The organism is Microvirga sp. HS2 (genome assembly GCF_055792805.1).
Genome location: NZ_JBVVAJ010000010.1, coordinates 50,918 through 66,362, shown reverse-complemented (window position 1 = coordinate 66,362; position 15,445 = coordinate 50,918). Strand labels below are relative to the sequence as shown.

The 15,445-nt window shown below is 58.1% G+C and carries 12 protein-coding genes and 1 pseudogene; 4 read left to right on the top strand and 9 right to left on the bottom strand.

The window, feature by feature from the left end; translation table 11 throughout:
- The first annotated feature begins 4 nt into the window (after positions 1-4).
- Positions 5-1,117 (top strand): tRNA epoxyqueuosine(34) reductase QueG, encoded by a 1,113-nt coding sequence (queG, locus tag ACS5Q0_RS11310; RefSeq protein WP_473126731.1) that lies wholly within the window; start codon positions 5-7, stop codon positions 1,115-1,117.
- Positions 1,114-1,980, top strand: a complete 867-nt coding sequence (locus ACS5Q0_RS11305; RefSeq protein WP_473126730.1) for an SDR family oxidoreductase — start codon at positions 1,114-1,116, stop codon at positions 1,978-1,980. The genes queG and ACS5Q0_RS11305 overlap by 4 nt, the downstream gene beginning before the upstream one ends.
- Here ACS5Q0_RS11305 and olsB read toward each other — a convergent pair.
- The 9 genes and pseudogenes from olsB to ACS5Q0_RS11260 form a co-directional block, all read right to left on the bottom strand.
- The gene (gene olsB, locus ACS5Q0_RS11300; RefSeq protein ID WP_473126729.1) at positions 1,968-2,894 is read right to left on the bottom strand and encodes a l-ornithine N(alpha)-acyltransferase; all 927 of its coding nucleotides are present in this window, start codon (positions 2,892-2,894) and stop codon (positions 1,968-1,970) included. The genes ACS5Q0_RS11305 and olsB overlap by 13 nt on opposite strands.
- Positions 2,895-3,031: 137 nt before the next feature.
- Positions 3,032-3,709, bottom strand: a pseudogene (locus tag ACS5Q0_RS11295) (ATP-binding protein); the annotation flags it as partial.
- A gap of 168 nt (positions 3,710-3,877) precedes the next feature.
- A complete protein-coding gene (locus ACS5Q0_RS11290; RefSeq protein ID WP_473126823.1) occupies positions 3,878-5,503 on the bottom strand; it encodes a TnsD family Tn7-like transposition protein in 1,626 nt (541 codons plus the stop codon).
- 77 nt (positions 5,504-5,580) lie between these two features.
- Positions 5,581-7,041, bottom strand: coding sequence for an ATP-binding protein (locus ACS5Q0_RS11285; RefSeq protein ID WP_473126728.1), 1,461 nt, complete (start codon positions 7,039-7,041; stop codon positions 5,581-5,583).
- Between the two features lie 112 nt (positions 7,042-7,153).
- Positions 7,154-8,902 carry a Mu transposase C-terminal domain-containing protein gene (locus ACS5Q0_RS11280; protein WP_473126727.1) on the bottom strand — a complete coding sequence of 583 codons (1,749 nt, stop codon included), beginning with the start codon at positions 8,900-8,902 and terminating at the stop codon, positions 7,154-7,156.
- Positions 8,903-9,358: 456 nt separating this feature from the next.
- Entirely contained in the window at positions 9,359-10,168 is an 810-nt protein-coding gene (locus ACS5Q0_RS11275) for a TnsA endonuclease N-terminal domain-containing protein (protein ID WP_473126726.1), read from the bottom strand.
- Between the two features lie 761 nt (positions 10,169-10,929).
- The gene (locus ACS5Q0_RS11270; protein ID WP_473126725.1) at positions 10,930-12,522 is read right to left on the bottom strand and encodes an AAA family ATPase; all 1,593 of its coding nucleotides are present in this window, start codon (positions 12,520-12,522) and stop codon (positions 10,930-10,932) included.
- A 15-nt stretch (positions 12,523-12,537) separates the two neighbouring features.
- Positions 12,538-12,879 carry a DUF6634 family protein gene (locus ACS5Q0_RS11265; protein WP_473126724.1) on the bottom strand — a complete coding sequence of 114 codons (342 nt, stop codon included), beginning with the start codon at positions 12,877-12,879 and terminating at the stop codon, positions 12,538-12,540.
- 221 nt (positions 12,880-13,100) lie between these two features.
- Positions 13,101-13,424 carry a DUF6634 family protein gene (locus ACS5Q0_RS11260; RefSeq protein ID WP_473126723.1) on the bottom strand — a complete coding sequence of 108 codons (324 nt, stop codon included), beginning with the start codon at positions 13,422-13,424 and terminating at the stop codon, positions 13,101-13,103.
- Positions 13,425-13,599: 175 nt separating this feature from the next.
- On the opposite strand from ACS5Q0_RS11260, the gene ACS5Q0_RS11255 reads away from it, so the two are divergent.
- Both ACS5Q0_RS11255 and ACS5Q0_RS11250 read left to right on the top strand, forming a co-directional pair.
- On the top strand, positions 13,600-13,842 hold the full coding sequence (locus ACS5Q0_RS11255; RefSeq protein ID WP_473126722.1) for a helix-turn-helix domain-containing protein: 243 nt from the start codon (positions 13,600-13,602) through the stop codon (positions 13,840-13,842).
- A gap of 707 nt (positions 13,843-14,549) precedes the next feature.
- Positions 14,550-15,440, top strand: coding sequence for a tyrosine-type recombinase/integrase (locus tag ACS5Q0_RS11250; RefSeq protein ID WP_473126721.1), 891 nt, complete (start codon positions 14,550-14,552; stop codon positions 15,438-15,440).
- Positions 15,441-15,445 lie beyond the last annotated feature (5 nt).

Genomic DNA, 15,445 nt, shown 5'->3' with positions numbered 1-15,445 from the left:
CTTCGTGGAGCGCGCGACGCAGATCGGTTTCGACACTGTCCGGGTCGCGGCTCCCGATTCCATTCCGCTGGCGCCGGAACGGCTGAGAGCCTGGCTGGAGGCGGGCCATCACGCTTCCATGGACTGGATGGCGGATACCGCCGAGCGCCGCGCCGATCCCCGCGCCCTCTGGGCGGAGGTGCGCAGCGTCATTCTGCTCGGCGTCAATTACGGCCCCACCGGCGACCCGTTGGCGACGCTTTCGAAGAAGGACCACGGCTCGATCTCGATCTATGCCCGCAACCGCGATTATCACGATGTGATCAAGGGCAAGCTCAAGGAGGTCGCAGGCTTCCTCGCCGCGAAGGCCTCGGCCGACGTGAAGGTGTTCGTGGATACGGCGCCGGTGATGGAAAAGCCTCTGGCGGAAGCGGCGGGCCTCGGATTCCAGGGCAAGCATACGGTCGTCGTCTCCCGCGAGTTCGGCAACTGGCTCTTCCTGGGGGCGATCTTCACCACGGCGGAACTGCCTGCCGACGAGCCGGAACGCAACCATTGCGGCTCCTGCCGCCGCTGCCTCGACGTTTGTCCGACCGATGCCTTTCCGGCCCCATTCCAGCTCGATGCGCGGCGCTGCATCTCGTATCTGACGATCGAGCACAAGGGCCATATTCCCGAGGAGCTTCGCTCCGGGATCGGCAATCGCATCTTCGGCTGCGACGATTGCCTTGCGGTTTGCCCCTGGAACAAGTTCGCGCAGGCCAGCCGCGAGGCGAAGCTCATGCAGCGGGACGATCTCGCCGCTCTGCCGCTCGCGGAACTGGCGCGCCTCGACGATCCCGCTTTCCGCGCGCGGTTCTCCGGCACGCCGATCAAGCGCACGGGGCGCGACCGCTTCATCCGCAACGTGCTCGTCGCCATCGGTAACTCCGGTGATGCCGCCTTGGCCGAGGAGGCCGTGCGCCTCCTCGACGACCCTTCGCCGCTCGTTCGCGCCATGGCGGTGTGGGCGATCGGCCGGCTGCTTCCGGGCAGGGCTGTCGTTTCGCTGGGCGCTTCCCGTTTCGAGCGTGAGGCCGATGCGGATGTGCGCGCGGAATGGAGTCGTGTTCTTTCAGTCGACGAGGAGGTCGCGTGAGGCTTTTTGCTTTCGGACTCGGATATGCAGCGCAAGCCCTCATCCGCTCGGCTGAGTGGGAGCATGTCGCCGGAACGGTGCGCGAGGCGGAGAAGGCGGAGCGCCTCAGGGCCGAGGGCATTGCCGCACATGCGTTGGCCGAACGCGACATGGATCTATTGGACGATCTCCGGCGCGCCGATGCGATCGTGATTTCGACTCCGCCCGACGCCGAGGGCGATCCCACGCTGATCCGGTTCGCGGATCGGATCGCGTCGTCGGGCGCTTCGTGGATCGGGTATCTCTCCACGACCGGCGTTTATGGCGATCATGGCGGAGCCTGGATCGACGAGACGACGCCCGCGGCGCCGCATAGCCGCTCATCGCAGCAGCGCCTCGCAGCCGAACAGGCATGGCTCGATCTCGGGCGCAGAACGGGGCAGGCCGTCCATATTTTCCGGCTCACCGGGATCTATGGCCCGGGACGCAATGCGTTCGTTGGTCTCGCGCAAGGCACCGCGCGACGGATCATCAAGCCGGGGCAGGTGTTCAACCGCATCCATGTGGACGACATCGCTGCGACGCTCGCCGTATCCCTGCATAAGCCACGGGCCGGCGCCATCTACAATGTGACGGACGACGAGCCCGCGCCGCCCCAGAATGTCATCGCTTATGCCGCTCGGCTGGCCGGTATCGAGCCGCCGCCCGAAGTGGCTTTCGAGGACGCTCCGATGAGCCCGATGGCGCGCAGCTTCTATGCCGAGAACAAGCGTATCTCGAACTACCTGATCAAGGATGAACTCGGTGTGCGCCTGCGCTTTCCCACCTACCGCGAAGGCTTGGCCGAACTCTATGCGTCGGGTGAATATGCTCAGGCCGCGTGACGGTTCGCGGTCGGTCCGAAATGATCGATGTAGCGCGGATTGATGGCTGAGACGGGCAGGATGACGAGCACGTCCGTCGTGCCGAATTGCTCATCGATCACTGCGCCCGTCCCGAAGGTCGCGCCAAGGCGCAGATAGCCCTTGATCAAAGGGGGCAGGGCATGGAGCGCAGGCTTGGGGTCGACGGCTTCCTTCGGCAGGACATCCATCCGCGCGAAGCGTTCGGGCAAGGCGCGAGCCTGCCAGGAGGCAGGTGCAGCTGCGTAATGGTGGAGGAAGCTCAAGGGCAGGGCGAGTGCCTCGGGATCGGTGCCTTCCAGGCTCGCGCAGCCGATCATCACGTCGATCTTGTAGTGGAGCACGTAAGTCCAGATGCCGTGCCACAGGAGTTCGACGGTACGCTTGTTGCGATAGGGTTCGAGCACACAGGAGCGGCCGAGCTCGAGGAAGCGCAAAGAGGAATGTGCCTTCAAAAGCGGAGCGATGTCGTATTCGCCACGGGTGTAAAAACCCTGGTGGCGCTCCGCCACATCCTGACGAAGCAGGCGATAGGTCCCCACCACCCTGGGCTTGGCCCGCCGCAGGGGGCCTGACTTCGCACCGTAGTCGAGAACGAGAAGATGATCGCAGATGAAATCGTAATCATCTACATCGCGGCGCGAGAGCAAGGCGGCTCCCTTCGGCACCGCCGACATCTCCTCGTAGAAGACCTTGAACCGCAGCTTCTGAGCCTGGCGAATCTCCTGAGCCGTCGTGGCGAGGCGGACCTCCAGGGAGCCGATGCGGCCGAGCACGGGATCGAGGCTGCCGTAATCGCGGACGGCTCGCCTCACCATGGCACGAAAGCCCTTCAAGGTTGGTGTCAGCGCAGGTTTTACGGAAGCTGCCATTCCATTCAGCAGAGAAGAGGTCATCGAGGTCTCGTGGGACGGGCGGTCGGTGGATATGCGGCCTTTCGCCGTGACATAGCCATTGTTTCAAACTGTTTTGTGACAAAGTATATCACGGGAGCAGTGTGATTTCACAAGAACACAAGGTTGGTTTCCTCAACTCATGCCGCCGACCGGCGATCCATCTGGGACCGGTAGGACAGGGCCTCGGCGATGTGGATGCGCCGGACGCGCTCTTCGCCGTCGAGATCGGCAAGTGTCCGGCCTACCTTCAGGACCCTGTGGAAACCGCGCGCCGAGAGGCGCATGGCGTTGGCGGCGTCGCGGATCAGCGAGAGCCCCTCCGAATCGGGTTGCGCGACCTCCTCCAGAAGAGCCGGCGGGCATGCGGCATTGGTAGCAATTCCAATGCCTAAGGCGGAATAGCGCTTCTCCTGCCGCCTGCGGGCTGCCGCCACCCGGGCCGCGACCTGCGACGAGCCTTCCACAGGTGGCGGCAGAATGAGATCGGCCGCGGTCACGGCAGGCACTTCGATGGCGAGATCGATGCGGTCGAGAAGGGGGCCGGAGAGCCGCGCCTGATATTGCGCCATGCAGCGCTCGTTGGGCTGGCGACGGCAGACATAGCCGGGCTCCGTTGCCTGTCCGCACCGGCAGGGGTTCATGGCGGCCACGAGCTGGAAGCGTGCCGGATAGGTGACGCGGTGATTGGCACGCGCGATCAGGATCTCCCCCACCTCCAGGGGCTGGCGAAGAGAATCGAGCACCTGAGGCTGGAATTCGGGCAGTTCATCGAGGAAGAGAACGCCGTGATGGGCGAGTGACGCCTCGCCGGGCCTGGTGTGGGGCGACAATAAAGTTTGTACATAACAATAAAGTTTGTACATAACAATAAAGTTTCGCCGCGTTGGGCAATCAAGCCGGTAAAATGCTCAACCGGTACAAGTTTAAGCTGAGATTTGGTTAGCGCCAGTCATAAAGAATATTGTGATATATTGTCCCATTTCCTAGGGCGGTATCACTCGATGCTGTCGTCGCATCATTGGCGCTAATAGCCGTCGACATTTGGGCAAACAGCCAAGCCTCCTGTAGAGCCACGGTTTCAAATTCGCTGCATGGATGACTCGGTGGGCTGATATTGAGCAGTGTGTCATATCTCTTCTGAGGACTCGCACAGCATCTCTCAAACGTTTTGAGTATTCCCTGTCCCTAAGGTGCCAATCGCTCTTAGTCAGGCGCGCGGGTCTACCCCTTTTTGGCCTGTTTTCTTCCATCCATTTCCGATCAAGCGCTAGCAATTCTCTGTATAGCTGCCTGTTTCTGCTATGCGCGATACTCCAGCTACCTCTTGGTGCCTCTTGAACACATTGCTTCCAACGTTTTCGCAAATCAGACTGGCGGTCCCGCAACCAGTTTGGACCAACTTTACAATTGCGAAGATACTTTACTGAATTGAAAGGAAGCTGCATCTGCATAGCAATCCGTAAGGTACTAATACCGGATGCCTTCAAGCGATTAATTTCCTCTGCCCAAGTTGGGGCCAGACAGCGAACCGTCCTGATAATAGGAAGTCGTGCGTCTGCCTCATTGCAGCGGGAAAACGTAAAACGCATGCCGCAGGAACATCGTGCCGATACCGATCGTACTCCATCGCATCTGGGCTTGCTGAACGTCCCCGTAATCGGAAAGGGGTCTTCATGCTGAAAGTATTTATTGGGGCACTTCCACGGACCAGCCGCGAAGCGGACTTCTCCAGACGGTTCATTACCACACGCTTCTAGGAAAAGCTGGAATAGTATGTGACGCAGAGGGTGGCATGTCGTCTCCTTTCTTCGCCACAGTATTTCACGAAGCCAAGATCGCCTACCTTGTAATGGGAGGAACCTAAGTGCGAACCCTCCAAAATGTTCGTCAAAGGCTCGTTCGATCCTATCGATGAGATCGCGACTCTTGGCCCCTGTAAATCCCGCATTGGCCAATTTCGTGGCATAGGCGAAGTGCAAGTCATCACCTAGCCAATCCGGAGCCTTACCATAGAGTATGTCTCGAGATCTCTTTGCAATAGCGATCAAATGCGCCATATCAGCTCCCGAAGTCGGTAGGCGCATTGGCGCGGCCGAGTGTGTGTGGTCCGTAGCGTCAAAATAGTGCTGCGCCTTAGTGTTACATCCACTAAATGCAAGATGACACTCGTGTTCGACGCAAACGAAGACACCCGGAAGCTGATGGCATCGACGCCAGTAGGTTTCTCCATACTTCGACAAGTCATCACTTCGACATTCCGGGCAGAACATTGGATAGTGCTTTGGCATTACGGACGAAGCGGTCGCGCCGATACTGAGAAATGCACTGCCTCCGCCACTTCGCATCAGCTCGAGGCAGTTATTGGATCTTCTCTCAACTGCCCAGCATCCATAGTATGGAAAAAGCGTCAATTCGATCGCGATCTCATTAGCCGACTTCCCCCAGGTCGCAGCCGTCCTAGCCGCCAATTCACCAAGAGACACTGGTAGGGCCATGCGAGGTGCCTCCAAACGGCCGAACAATGCCCATTGAACATGCTTGAACGACAGAGCAAGATACCGGACGTAGCGTGCGATGACACTGTATAGAAGCTCATCCGGATACGGCATCGGGAGTTGAACCGACATGCGAAATCCCTATAGTTCGTTGCCGTTACTTTAACGGAACAGTCAGATCTCCCTGTCGTTCAAGGTGACTTGCTGCTGTCTCCAATCAAGGGGTAGATCACTCCAGCCGATCGTAATGCTTCAGCCGGGCGAGCGTCGGACGCAGCATTTCCGACGATTTCCTGCAAAGTCGGGTGGGGAGGGTGTTGGTTGCATGCAGATCGTACTTGCAGTTGCTCCAATGCCTGGCGCACTGCATCTGCAACACTCAGAATTGGATCAGCATTAAACATTGCGTTTACAACTTCATCCACGCGATCCTGGTCGAAGCCGAATCCAATCAGAACGGATATGACGTGGAGCCTGTGCGCATTGGAAAGGTCATCTTCAGTTGTTGCCTGCCTCAAGGTCTCCAGGCGAACGGTATCTGCCACAGAATTTCCGATTGCGGTCAATCCGGTGGCGAAAAGATCATCGTGGCTCCTTTTCTTGATATCCTTTCCTCTCCGCAGCGCTTTTAGCATTGGTTCGACAAGCTGAAACTGGCGCGAAGCCACCATCCGAAGCAGTTGTATTGTGAGCGTCTCAGTTCCAAGGCGAATAGCCTCGATTTGCGTTAGTTGGAATAGCCGAATGACAAGTGCGTGTACCCCTTGGGTCAGGTCAAATATGGCAGATGAGAGTTCATCATCCAGAACGACCGGTTTCGCCACCCACTGGTATTTGAACACTCGAGGCAAGAAGAAGTCCCAAGACCGGCCACGGCTAAGAGGTAGGGCGACTATCGCGCCAAAGTCTCCGACCCGCCGTGCTCCATGGAACGTACGCTGGATCGGATTGACTGCGCGAGGGGTGCCAATTACGAAGATCGGTATCTTCACGACATTTGCGAACATCACGAAAAACTGCAAGAGAAGGTCCAGGCCGACGCCACTTGCATCGATTAGGTTTTGGATCTCGTCAATCACGAGAATACCTAGGTAGTGGCTCGCGGCAACTTTCGCAGTGTTGAGTATCAGCTCCGCAATGGTCCTATCGGAACGTCTAGCTGGACGATACTCAGTGCCAAGTAAGTCATCAATCTTCAATAGAACTGCAAGGAGAAAATCCTTAAGGTGTCCCCCTGGCGGACAATCGATTTTGAGCCAAGGGACCTGGATGAAGCCATGTCTTTCATGACATATTGCGCGTGGAAGGAATGAGAGAGTCTGTTCCACCACGGTCGACTTCCCCACACCAGATATTCCAAATAGGGATGCGGATGGGGCTGTGGTTGGCTCATAGTACGTTATGGGTTGGAATAGCCCATCCATACTTGCCCTGTACAAAGCCACCTGGGCGGCTCGAAATTGCTCATCCAATGGATTGCGATATACGTAACCGGCACGCAAAATGAGATTGATCCTTTCCATGATCTCGAAGTGAGAAGGGAGAGGCTGAAGGTAGCGGTGCAGCCGCAGTATTGCTTGCAGTCGAATTTCGGGGGGATAACGCCTCTCCTCTTTCGAGATTGGTGGGTAGCGTGCGAAGGCCTTCGCCATGTCTTTGCCCTGAGCAAAAGGAGGGAGCGCTTCAATCAGGGGGTTTCCGCGGTGCTCCGGAAGCGCTGCGGGCCGGTACTCGGCGGTTAGGATTTTGGGGCGAGGGATTCTCTCAAGTGTCGTCATCCTGCTCTGGCCTCTCGAACTCGTGGTCATGTTCTTCAAGGGAGGTGATTGCATCCTGTTCAAAGCGCATCACCGCTTCAGCCGCTTCAGTGAGGATTTTCTTGTCGTCAAACTTTTCGGACGTATCCAGTCTGAATAGAAGGCTTTCTCGTTTACGTTGCGCATGCTTCTCCTCCGCCCTGTTCTGTTTGATCGATGACACTTGCTCCGCCTTTGATAGATTGGGGTCTAGTACAGCTTCGGTCTTCGCAGTCGCTTGCCTCTCAATTGCAGCGACGGCGCGGCGATATTTGATCCGGCGTTTCAGTCGATCCTTGGCAGTGGTGGCCAGTACGGCCTTTCTCTCCCGGTTGAGATCCCTGACCTCGACAAGAGATGTGCCGACACGGTCAGAGTCTGGGTTGATGGTGCGACAAATCTCATATCCGCCGTGAAGCTTCGGGTCGCGAAGATAAAAGGTACCGAGATCTCGTGGATCATACGAGATCGAAACGCGCCAGCCGCGAACGCGAGCTCTGGCGAACCACTCCTCGTTTTGAGCGGTGTCACAGGTATAGTATTCGCCTTCAAAGCGGATACCATTCCGAGTCACCTGCGCCGAAGTCATGCATAAAACGCTCAGGGCTACCTCGTCGATTGAGGCGAGCGTGAGCTCACCGCTCCGATTGGCGATCCCCCATTCCCAAAAGTCGAGTGGAGAGCCAACCATGCCAGCAGTAATCATCTCAGGTGGGATGGGCCTGCCTTCAACTGGACGGTAGTTGTGATCCAATACTGCGTAGATCAGGATTGCGGTGAACTCTTTTAGGGTGAGTCTCGCTGCGCGACGATAGTCCTTGGCACCGCGTTCACCGAAGTCTGGTTCAACATATCCTGGGGTGAACTCCCTGAACGTCGCGGGTATTGTGCCAAAGCGTCTCTCGACCGGGGCTTGCAGGTCCGGTCGCCCCACAGGGGTGTTGTCGATTTCAACACCAAGGGATCTCTCGATGTTCTGGCCCGCGACAGCATGCTTCAGCTCTCCGCAATCACCCTGGATTACCTTCCCAAGCTGATGGCATGGCCACTCATGCCTCGTGATGTCGACGCCGAACTGACGACAGAACTCGACTTTGGGAGTCACGACGTTGACGAGCGCCATCATGGCACCTATCCAAGAGGGTCCCTCGAAGCCGACGTAGATTCCGACGACCATGTCGCTATAGGCGTCTACAACGAGGTAGATGATCGGTCTGCCTACAATGAGTTGGCGATTAAGCTGCGACCGGAGGTAAACGTTTGCAACAGTAGCATCGATGTAGTAGCGATCACCAGGACCAAGTACGTCGCCCTTGGCATCGCCTGTTGTGGGCCGACCCTGAAGATTCCAAGCTTTCTCTCCATGCACTCCACGGTAACGGCGGGAGTAAGAATAAAAAACTCGCACGAAATGGTCGAACTGGCGGAGGGTTGGAGTGCGATCATCGATGCGAACATCCGGGCGGCCCATGGAGTCGACGGAGTCTTCTGTGCAGAAGCGCTCTACGACGAAATCCAATGCCTGCTGTCGGGTGCATTTGGTGTGAAAATAGTAATCTGCACCGATATGAAGCCAATGACGAGTTTCCTCATTTATGAGGACTCCTGTACCTGATGAGTCTGGAGTCTTCCGCCCAAGCTTACGTTCAGTTGCGATGCGGGCCTTGCCGGGTGCCCCGCAGTTTCGTAGATCAGGCCTTATTGCCTGGTAGGTCATTCCGCGCGCCCAAAAACGCCAAAGCGTCCTGACCAAAGTTTGTCGGCTGCATTTCACTTCCTTCGATCGGGCAGAAATAAGCGGCGTCCGGGTAGCCTTTGTCAGCAGTGCACGCGCATTTTCGCCCGTTACCAAGGGCTTGATCATCTCCCAGAGTTTGGCGTGTTTCCTATCGGTTGCACTCAGTGCCGCGTCATCCAGGCCGGTCGTGGAGGAGAAGGTCGGTCTCAGTGGGTCATCGCAGTATATGCGGAAGTCACCGTCAGGCATTTGGATTGCGTTTAGCAGTGTCTCCTGGGGAACTGGGTAGGGCCATTCAGACCTCTGTACCCTATAAAGCCAGGCCAGCCCTGTCATTGGATTGAGATCGACTATTCGGCACACTTCCTCGTGCGCGACGTCCCAGATTAGCATTCGACGTGCGAGTGGAATCTGTGCTGACCAGGTCATCGGCGATCAGAATTGGAACAGTGAAGCTGGGAGATCTTGAATTCGTGCTAGATCGAGAGGTGCGCGGATGCGTTTGGAGGCGATGAAGCGCCTCAGACAGGCGAGCGTGCGCCCAGGAGTGAAATCAAGCTTCGCGTCGATCCCTAGACAGATGCAACGTACCGGATCGCTTCTTAGGGTCGCCATGGCCTCAAGCATATAGGGTGCTAGCAGCTCATCAGCTTTTCGGGCCATAGCGTCGCTGCGAGTGCGAGGGCCGGGATCGTATATCCATGCGAGATTTCTGGTGAAGTTGTTCTTCAAGTCGTCACTTACCATTAGTGACCACGGGACCTCCCGCCGCATCCAGTACGTTCGCTCTATTTCAAGCTTCTCGAGTACCCTTGTGCTGCTTAAGTCGTCTGCCTCCTTAACGGAGTATGCTGCCAGCATCGGGTCATGAACAGTACCCTGAGTGGAAAGGAGATCCGTCGTGACGACAATCGGAGACTGGCTAGCACGATCAACGGGGTGGCGCACTCCGAGCGACCTGGCGATTGCCAATGTTTCTCGCCGGTCCGGAATCGGGAACTGCTCGCGGATATCTATTGTATCATCGCGCCACCATAGTACCAGGAAGGCACGAAACTCATTGTCAGAGAGAAGATGGTGCACGCGTCCGGTCGTTGCGCAAAAGACACGGTGAACCCGCCCTCGCGAGCTTACATCGTGAACCGTAAGCCACGGCTTGTATTCCTTGCCGGTTCCGCTTCCTCGACCCTCTTTCATAAAGCGTGAGAACTTGCTCTCAGTGAAGGCGTAGCGGTTGTAAGCCATATTGAGGGTCCTTGGCTATCTCAGTAATCAAGTTCGCCTTCAGGTCGATTGCTTGGCGTCGTCGCCGCTATCATTGCCCAATCTCGCGGCTTTGAGCGCCCGCATCTGCGGGCGCAAGCATCAGCCGTCGAACAGGCTGGGCCTTGTCCGATTTCTTGTCCAATACTGGCCATTTTTTCGACAAGCCGGAGGCCGTAGTCCGAACCGGATTACTCGTTCTGCAACTAACTCAATGCAAGATCCTGATGCCAGTCTCAGGCAGCTATGGCAGTTTGTCAAGTAATCAAGTGGTATCGCATCTAATATCCCGGCCTGTAGGTACAAACTAAAATTAGAAGCTGAGAAAAATTTCGCCCAGATTGGGAATAATAATGAATTTCGTGAATTGTTGACAAAGCAGGTACTTGGATAATACTGAGTCCTTGAATGAATACTTTATGTCGCAACCACTCTGGACTCAATCCTTGTTTCTAAGCTTTCGATCTGAGTGATGCGTCTTGTGTCCATTCTTGCAGCCAGATCCGATCCTACATGTCGATAGTCTATTCAGCGGACGGAACAGATGTATGTCCAATGCTGCGTCTTGATGGCCCCAGGCACGTGCACCGTCCACATGATCCTGCCGTTCAGCGCCGCGCGTTCCTGCGGTGGTCCCACTTTGAGCCTCACGTGGTGCCCTTGCAAAGGTGAAGCTGAAGAGCACCAAATTGGTCTGCCGAAGTCCGGTGGTACCTGTTACCGGTCGCTGAAATTCATCAGGGTCAATGCGGAATGGTTCGTGAGGCCAGGATAACCTCAATCATCCTCCTCAGCTTTCGAATGGACCCTCCTGGCCATGCTGCTGCAACAGCCGACATCTCGACCTCATCGAGTGGAGTGATCCAACGATAATCTAACCCTTGCATCGCCAGGATATCGGCGATGATTTGGCGGGAGAGCTTCGGCAGATCCTCATGTACGGGCTCCGGAAAAGGGATGATCCGGCAGCGGTCACGCAGCGGAGCGGAAAGTCCGTCAAGGGAGTTGGCCGTCATCAGCCAATTGACATGAGAAATGTCGCATGGCGCTTGCACATATGGATCGTGGAAGTGGCGGGCCGTCTCCTTCTCGAGAAAGGCCAGAAGCGCATCGTGCACCTGTCCATTGAAACGGGAGGTGCCGGCTTTCTCGATCTCGTCCAGCACGGCACCTGGCCCAGCGATCCGGTACCGAGTTACAAGGGCAAGTGGCAGAGAGGGCTCGCCGGTTGACCAGCGGCGCGGTGTCCCCGCAAAACTTCCGTCAGAGATTCCGCCACAGGGAACGACATCATGCGGCACGTTCAGCACAGTGAGAAGTCGGCGTGCCAATCGGGTTTTTCCGGATCCTGGCGGCCCAACGAGGATCGTAGGGCGGAGCAAAACATGCGAACGAGGTACGAGATCCACAAGGATGTGATCAATCACGTCCGTCGCATAGGGGAACTCGGCGTGCAAAGCAGTCCGTACCTGGATCAGGTCCGGCACTGGGACCAGAGGCAACGCCTTTCCGGTGAGCGGCTCCAGCTCCTTTGCCACCTTCTTTCCCTCGCTTGTGGTCGCATTTCCCACCTGCTGAAGAACGACAACTGAGGACGGGAAATTGATCCCCAGCTTCTCCTCTTGCGGTGAGTTGGCCGGAGCTTCTGCCGCGTGCTCTTCCGGGGCCTTTTCAATCGCGGCTTTAACTTTAGCCGCTTGCTCGGAAATGGCTTGTATCTCGATGAGGTTGGTCAGGATCCAGCCATAGTGGGACACGAGATCGGCGGGCCTTCGTGTGCGCAGCAACCGCGCTTCCTTCCCGAAGTATGCGAACGCAGGGTCGGATATGGAAAAGGAGATCCAACCCAAGGCCGACGTGATCAACGGGATAGCGTATTCCGATTCGGCTGGATCCTGCTCCAACCCGATCACGGCCGTGATCGTCTGGCGGGCGAGTTCGATGGCGGCACCGTGGTCGCCGAGATGGGCAAGATAGATTTGGCAGCGCATCTGCCAGGACTTCGCCCCAACAGGAAGGGAAGCCGCCGCCACGCGTAGCATGTCTGCAAGTGACCTGACCTCGTCCATCCCGGCGCTGACAGTCAATTGCTCTAGGCCGTGAATGACCATTGCGAAATGAGCGTGATCCGCCTTCCTTTGAAGGCGAGGCATCAACCTTTCCGCGAAGGCTTGCATGTCGCGCTGGATGTCGGCGCCGAGGAAAGGCATTCCGGCAAGCAGTTCGACTTCGGTCGGCAGGTGACTACCCGCGACAGCCGCATTCTTGCGGCGCTCGAAGTGCCTGAGTGTAACGCGGATGCGCTTAGCTTCCCCGGATGTTTCCTTGGTGGCCACGAATCCATTCCCTCGTCACGAAGTTAGACTGGCCTCACGTGGGCGTCCGAGGCGGTACCATCGCGACCTCGTCCTCGCCCATCCCTTGTCCGGGGCCAGGACCCAGAGATCGGACGTGGCGATCGGGCGTCCCATGCCGGGCAGCACCGGATGGTCGCAGACATTGCCGATCAGGCAGGGGACCGACCGGGTACCACGCTCCCAATTGCCGAGGATCGGTGCGTCCTCAAGATCCGACTTAGTCGGCCCCCTGCTGTGCCTTACTGCCATGAGATCCGCGGTCAGACGGACAAGACGATCGATTTCGAGGTCGAGGAGGCCCCGGAAGGGGCCATACTCGCGAGTAATGAGTATCATCGCAATTCGTTTCCATTGAGTTAGACAAGAGGGACCGCGCCGCATCGCACTCGCATCGGGTATCCGACTGAGTGGGTCGCGGGTGCCCGCCTAGCGGGACATCGACTTGGGTTTTGGTGGTCTCAAGACATTACGCTTTGCGTGATTGGAGCCGGTGAACGGTCGATAAAACGCAGGAGCAGGGTTGTGGCGCTGACCCCGCAGAGCCGATGACCTGAGGTTCAGGTGCGGTCAGGTATGCCGAGCCTGAACAAGCCTGCGAGCGTGAGTACCCACCCCTGTTCCTTTGCGAGTACCCAAAGGTCTGTCGTGAAGAATGCGAGAGGCCTCCTGGTTGCCTCGTCGAACACATTTCCGAAGATCGCTTGAGTGGGTACGAACTCAAAGGCCCAATCATCGATGACCGGGGCGCTGGCAAGTCGACTCTGGCTTGGACCGGTGCCGGCGTGGATCGTCCTGAGGTCTGCCGCCAGCCGTTCGAGGCGGTCAGCTATCAAGAGCATGCGTTCCGCATCATCGAATCCATCGTCCTTAAGCCCAAACATGCGAAGCGCCTCCCTGATTCGTAATCCCGAATCCTTGGCCGGTATAGGCTTCACCCCACGCCTTGTCCATCGACTCTGTCCCTTCAGGGGACATTAATATCGAACGAGAGGACAAAAAACGACTTTTACGGGACAATTGTTGACAAGGCAACCTGAGCGTTGCCGATGTGGCCGAATGTTAGCGAGGCCCAAGATCCTGAAAGCCGCACGTCTTCTCCTGAATCTCACTCAGGAGCAGGTCGGCGAAGCCGCAGGTTTGAGCGACAAGACCGTGAAACGCATGGAGTCTGGAGCCGCTAAGGTGACCATCGACGTGCTCGAGGCGGTTCAACGTGTGTACGAGCGCCAAGGCGTCCGGTTCCTTCAGGAAACCGACGATGAAGGCGAAGGATTACGGCTCCCCAAGACCCCGAAGTGATGCTTTCCGGAACCGCCCATTTCACAAGCAGCAAGATGTGGTGATACCGTCTTGCCGGAATGAGCCTCGCAGTGAGGCATGACCCTATAACCGAATGCCTGATTGGTTGGAAGGACGCTGAGGAGCGCAATCTGACAGCCCTCAGGTCTGTTCTTTGCGCAATCTCCCGAGCCTCAGGGGTCTGCCAGCCCTGCCTGATCGAATGACGATCCTCTGGGGCGGGTTGACCGGGAGGAACCCCATTTCGTCGAGCGCTTCCCCGAACGACTGGGCCTCCTTGGCCGGAGCGGGTTCGGGCTTCTCTGGCTTTTCGGTCTTCGCAGTCACCCGGATGCCTCCTGATGCCGCACATCCTGCCCGCGTCGGATCATGCCCGCAACCGATCCGGCGTGTGAACCGGGCTGATCTCCAATGGAGGTAGTGCATATCACGATCGCCAGGCAAATGCCGCACTCGTTAAATGGTCGGCAACAGGCCGCGCACCGAAGTTCCTGGCGCCTTTGGTACGTCCGGTTCCGTGAGGATTGCTGCCCTCCGGCTGACGTCTCAGAAGTGCCAGGGAACGAACCCGCTCGCGCGGGAGGGCGCGTGTTTCAAGGCTGAAGCTGAGCCTCTGACGCCAGTGAGGCTGTGAGCGATCAGAGGTGACGGACGGGGCTCCGCCTCCGAGCATGAAGGGTCAGCCTTCAGCTTGAGAGGAGCGCTCCATGATCGTCCACCCGTCGCATCCGTCCGGCAGCGCCTTGCGCCAGCGCATGATCGAGGACATGACCGTGCGCGGCTTCACCGCGAAGACCCAGCACGACTATATCCGCTGTGTGAAGATCTTCGCCGCCTTCCTCGGCCGCTCCCCCGACAAGGCCACAGCCGAGGACCTGCGCCGGTTCCAGGTGCACCAGACGCAGGTGGGCCTCCAGCCTCCGGGCATCAACAGCACCGTCGCGGCGCTGCGCTTCTTCTTCACCGTGACCCTGGACCGGCCTGATCTCGCCCGCCGTCTCACGCTCGTCCGCCAGCCGCGCAAGCTGCCACTGGTGCTGAGCCTCGAGGAGGTGACGCGGCTGCTCGAAGCGGCACCGGGTCCCAAGTACAGGGCCGCATTGGGCACGGCCTACGGCGCCGGATTGCGGGTCTCCGAGGTCGTGTCGCTCAAGGTGAGCGACATCGATAGCACCCGCATGCTGATCCGCATCGAGCAGGGCAAGGGCCGCAAGGACCGCCATGCCATGCTGTCCCCGCACCTGCTCGAGCTCCTGCGCGCCTGGTGGCGCGAGGGAAGCCGCCGCGGCCTGATGCTGCCGCAGGGCTGGCTGTTCCCCGGTCGCAATCCGGTCACGCCGTTGTCCACCCGTCAGGTGAACCGCGCCGTTCACGCCGCCGCCCAAGCCGCCGGGATCCAGAAGCGGGTGACGCCGCACACCCTGCGCCACAGCTTCGCCACGCATCTCTTGGAGCAGGACATCGACATTCGCGTCATCCAGGTCCTGCTCGGCCATGCCAAGCTCGACACCACCGCGCTCTATGCCCGCGTCGCCACCAGCACAATCCGCACCGTCATGAGCCCGCTTGACCGGATCTGGCTTGTGCCGCAGGACTAGACGCG

Coding starts and splice junctions, on each gene's coding strand:
- ACS5Q0_RS11290 (WP_473126823.1), bottom strand. CDS start 5,503: ATGCCGTATCCGGATGAGCTTCTATACAGTGTCATCGCACGCTACGTC.
- ACS5Q0_RS11265 (WP_473126724.1), bottom strand. CDS start 12,879: ATGATACTCATTACTCGCGAGTATGGCCCCTTCCGGGGCCTCCTCGAC.
- ACS5Q0_RS11255 (WP_473126722.1), top strand. CDS start 13,600: ATGTTAGCGAGGCCCAAGATCCTGAAAGCCGCACGTCTTCTCCTGAAT.
- ACS5Q0_RS11260 (WP_473126723.1), bottom strand. CDS start 13,424: ATGTTTGGGCTTAAGGACGATGGATTCGATGATGCGGAACGCATGCTC.
- olsB (WP_473126729.1), bottom strand. CDS start 2,894: ATGACCTCTTCTCTGCTGAATGGAATGGCAGCTTCCGTAAAACCTGCG.
- ACS5Q0_RS11280 (WP_473126727.1), bottom strand. CDS start 8,902: ATGACCTACCAGGCAATAAGGCCTGATCTACGAAACTGCGGGGCACCC.
- ACS5Q0_RS11275 (WP_473126726.1), bottom strand. CDS start 10,168: ATGGCTTACAACCGCTACGCCTTCACTGAGAGCAAGTTCTCACGCTTT.
- ACS5Q0_RS11250 (WP_473126721.1), top strand. CDS start 14,550: ATGATCGTCCACCCGTCGCATCCGTCCGGCAGCGCCTTGCGCCAGCGC.
- ACS5Q0_RS11285 (WP_473126728.1), bottom strand. CDS start 7,041: ATGGCGAAGGCCTTCGCACGCTACCCACCAATCTCGAAAGAGGAGAGG.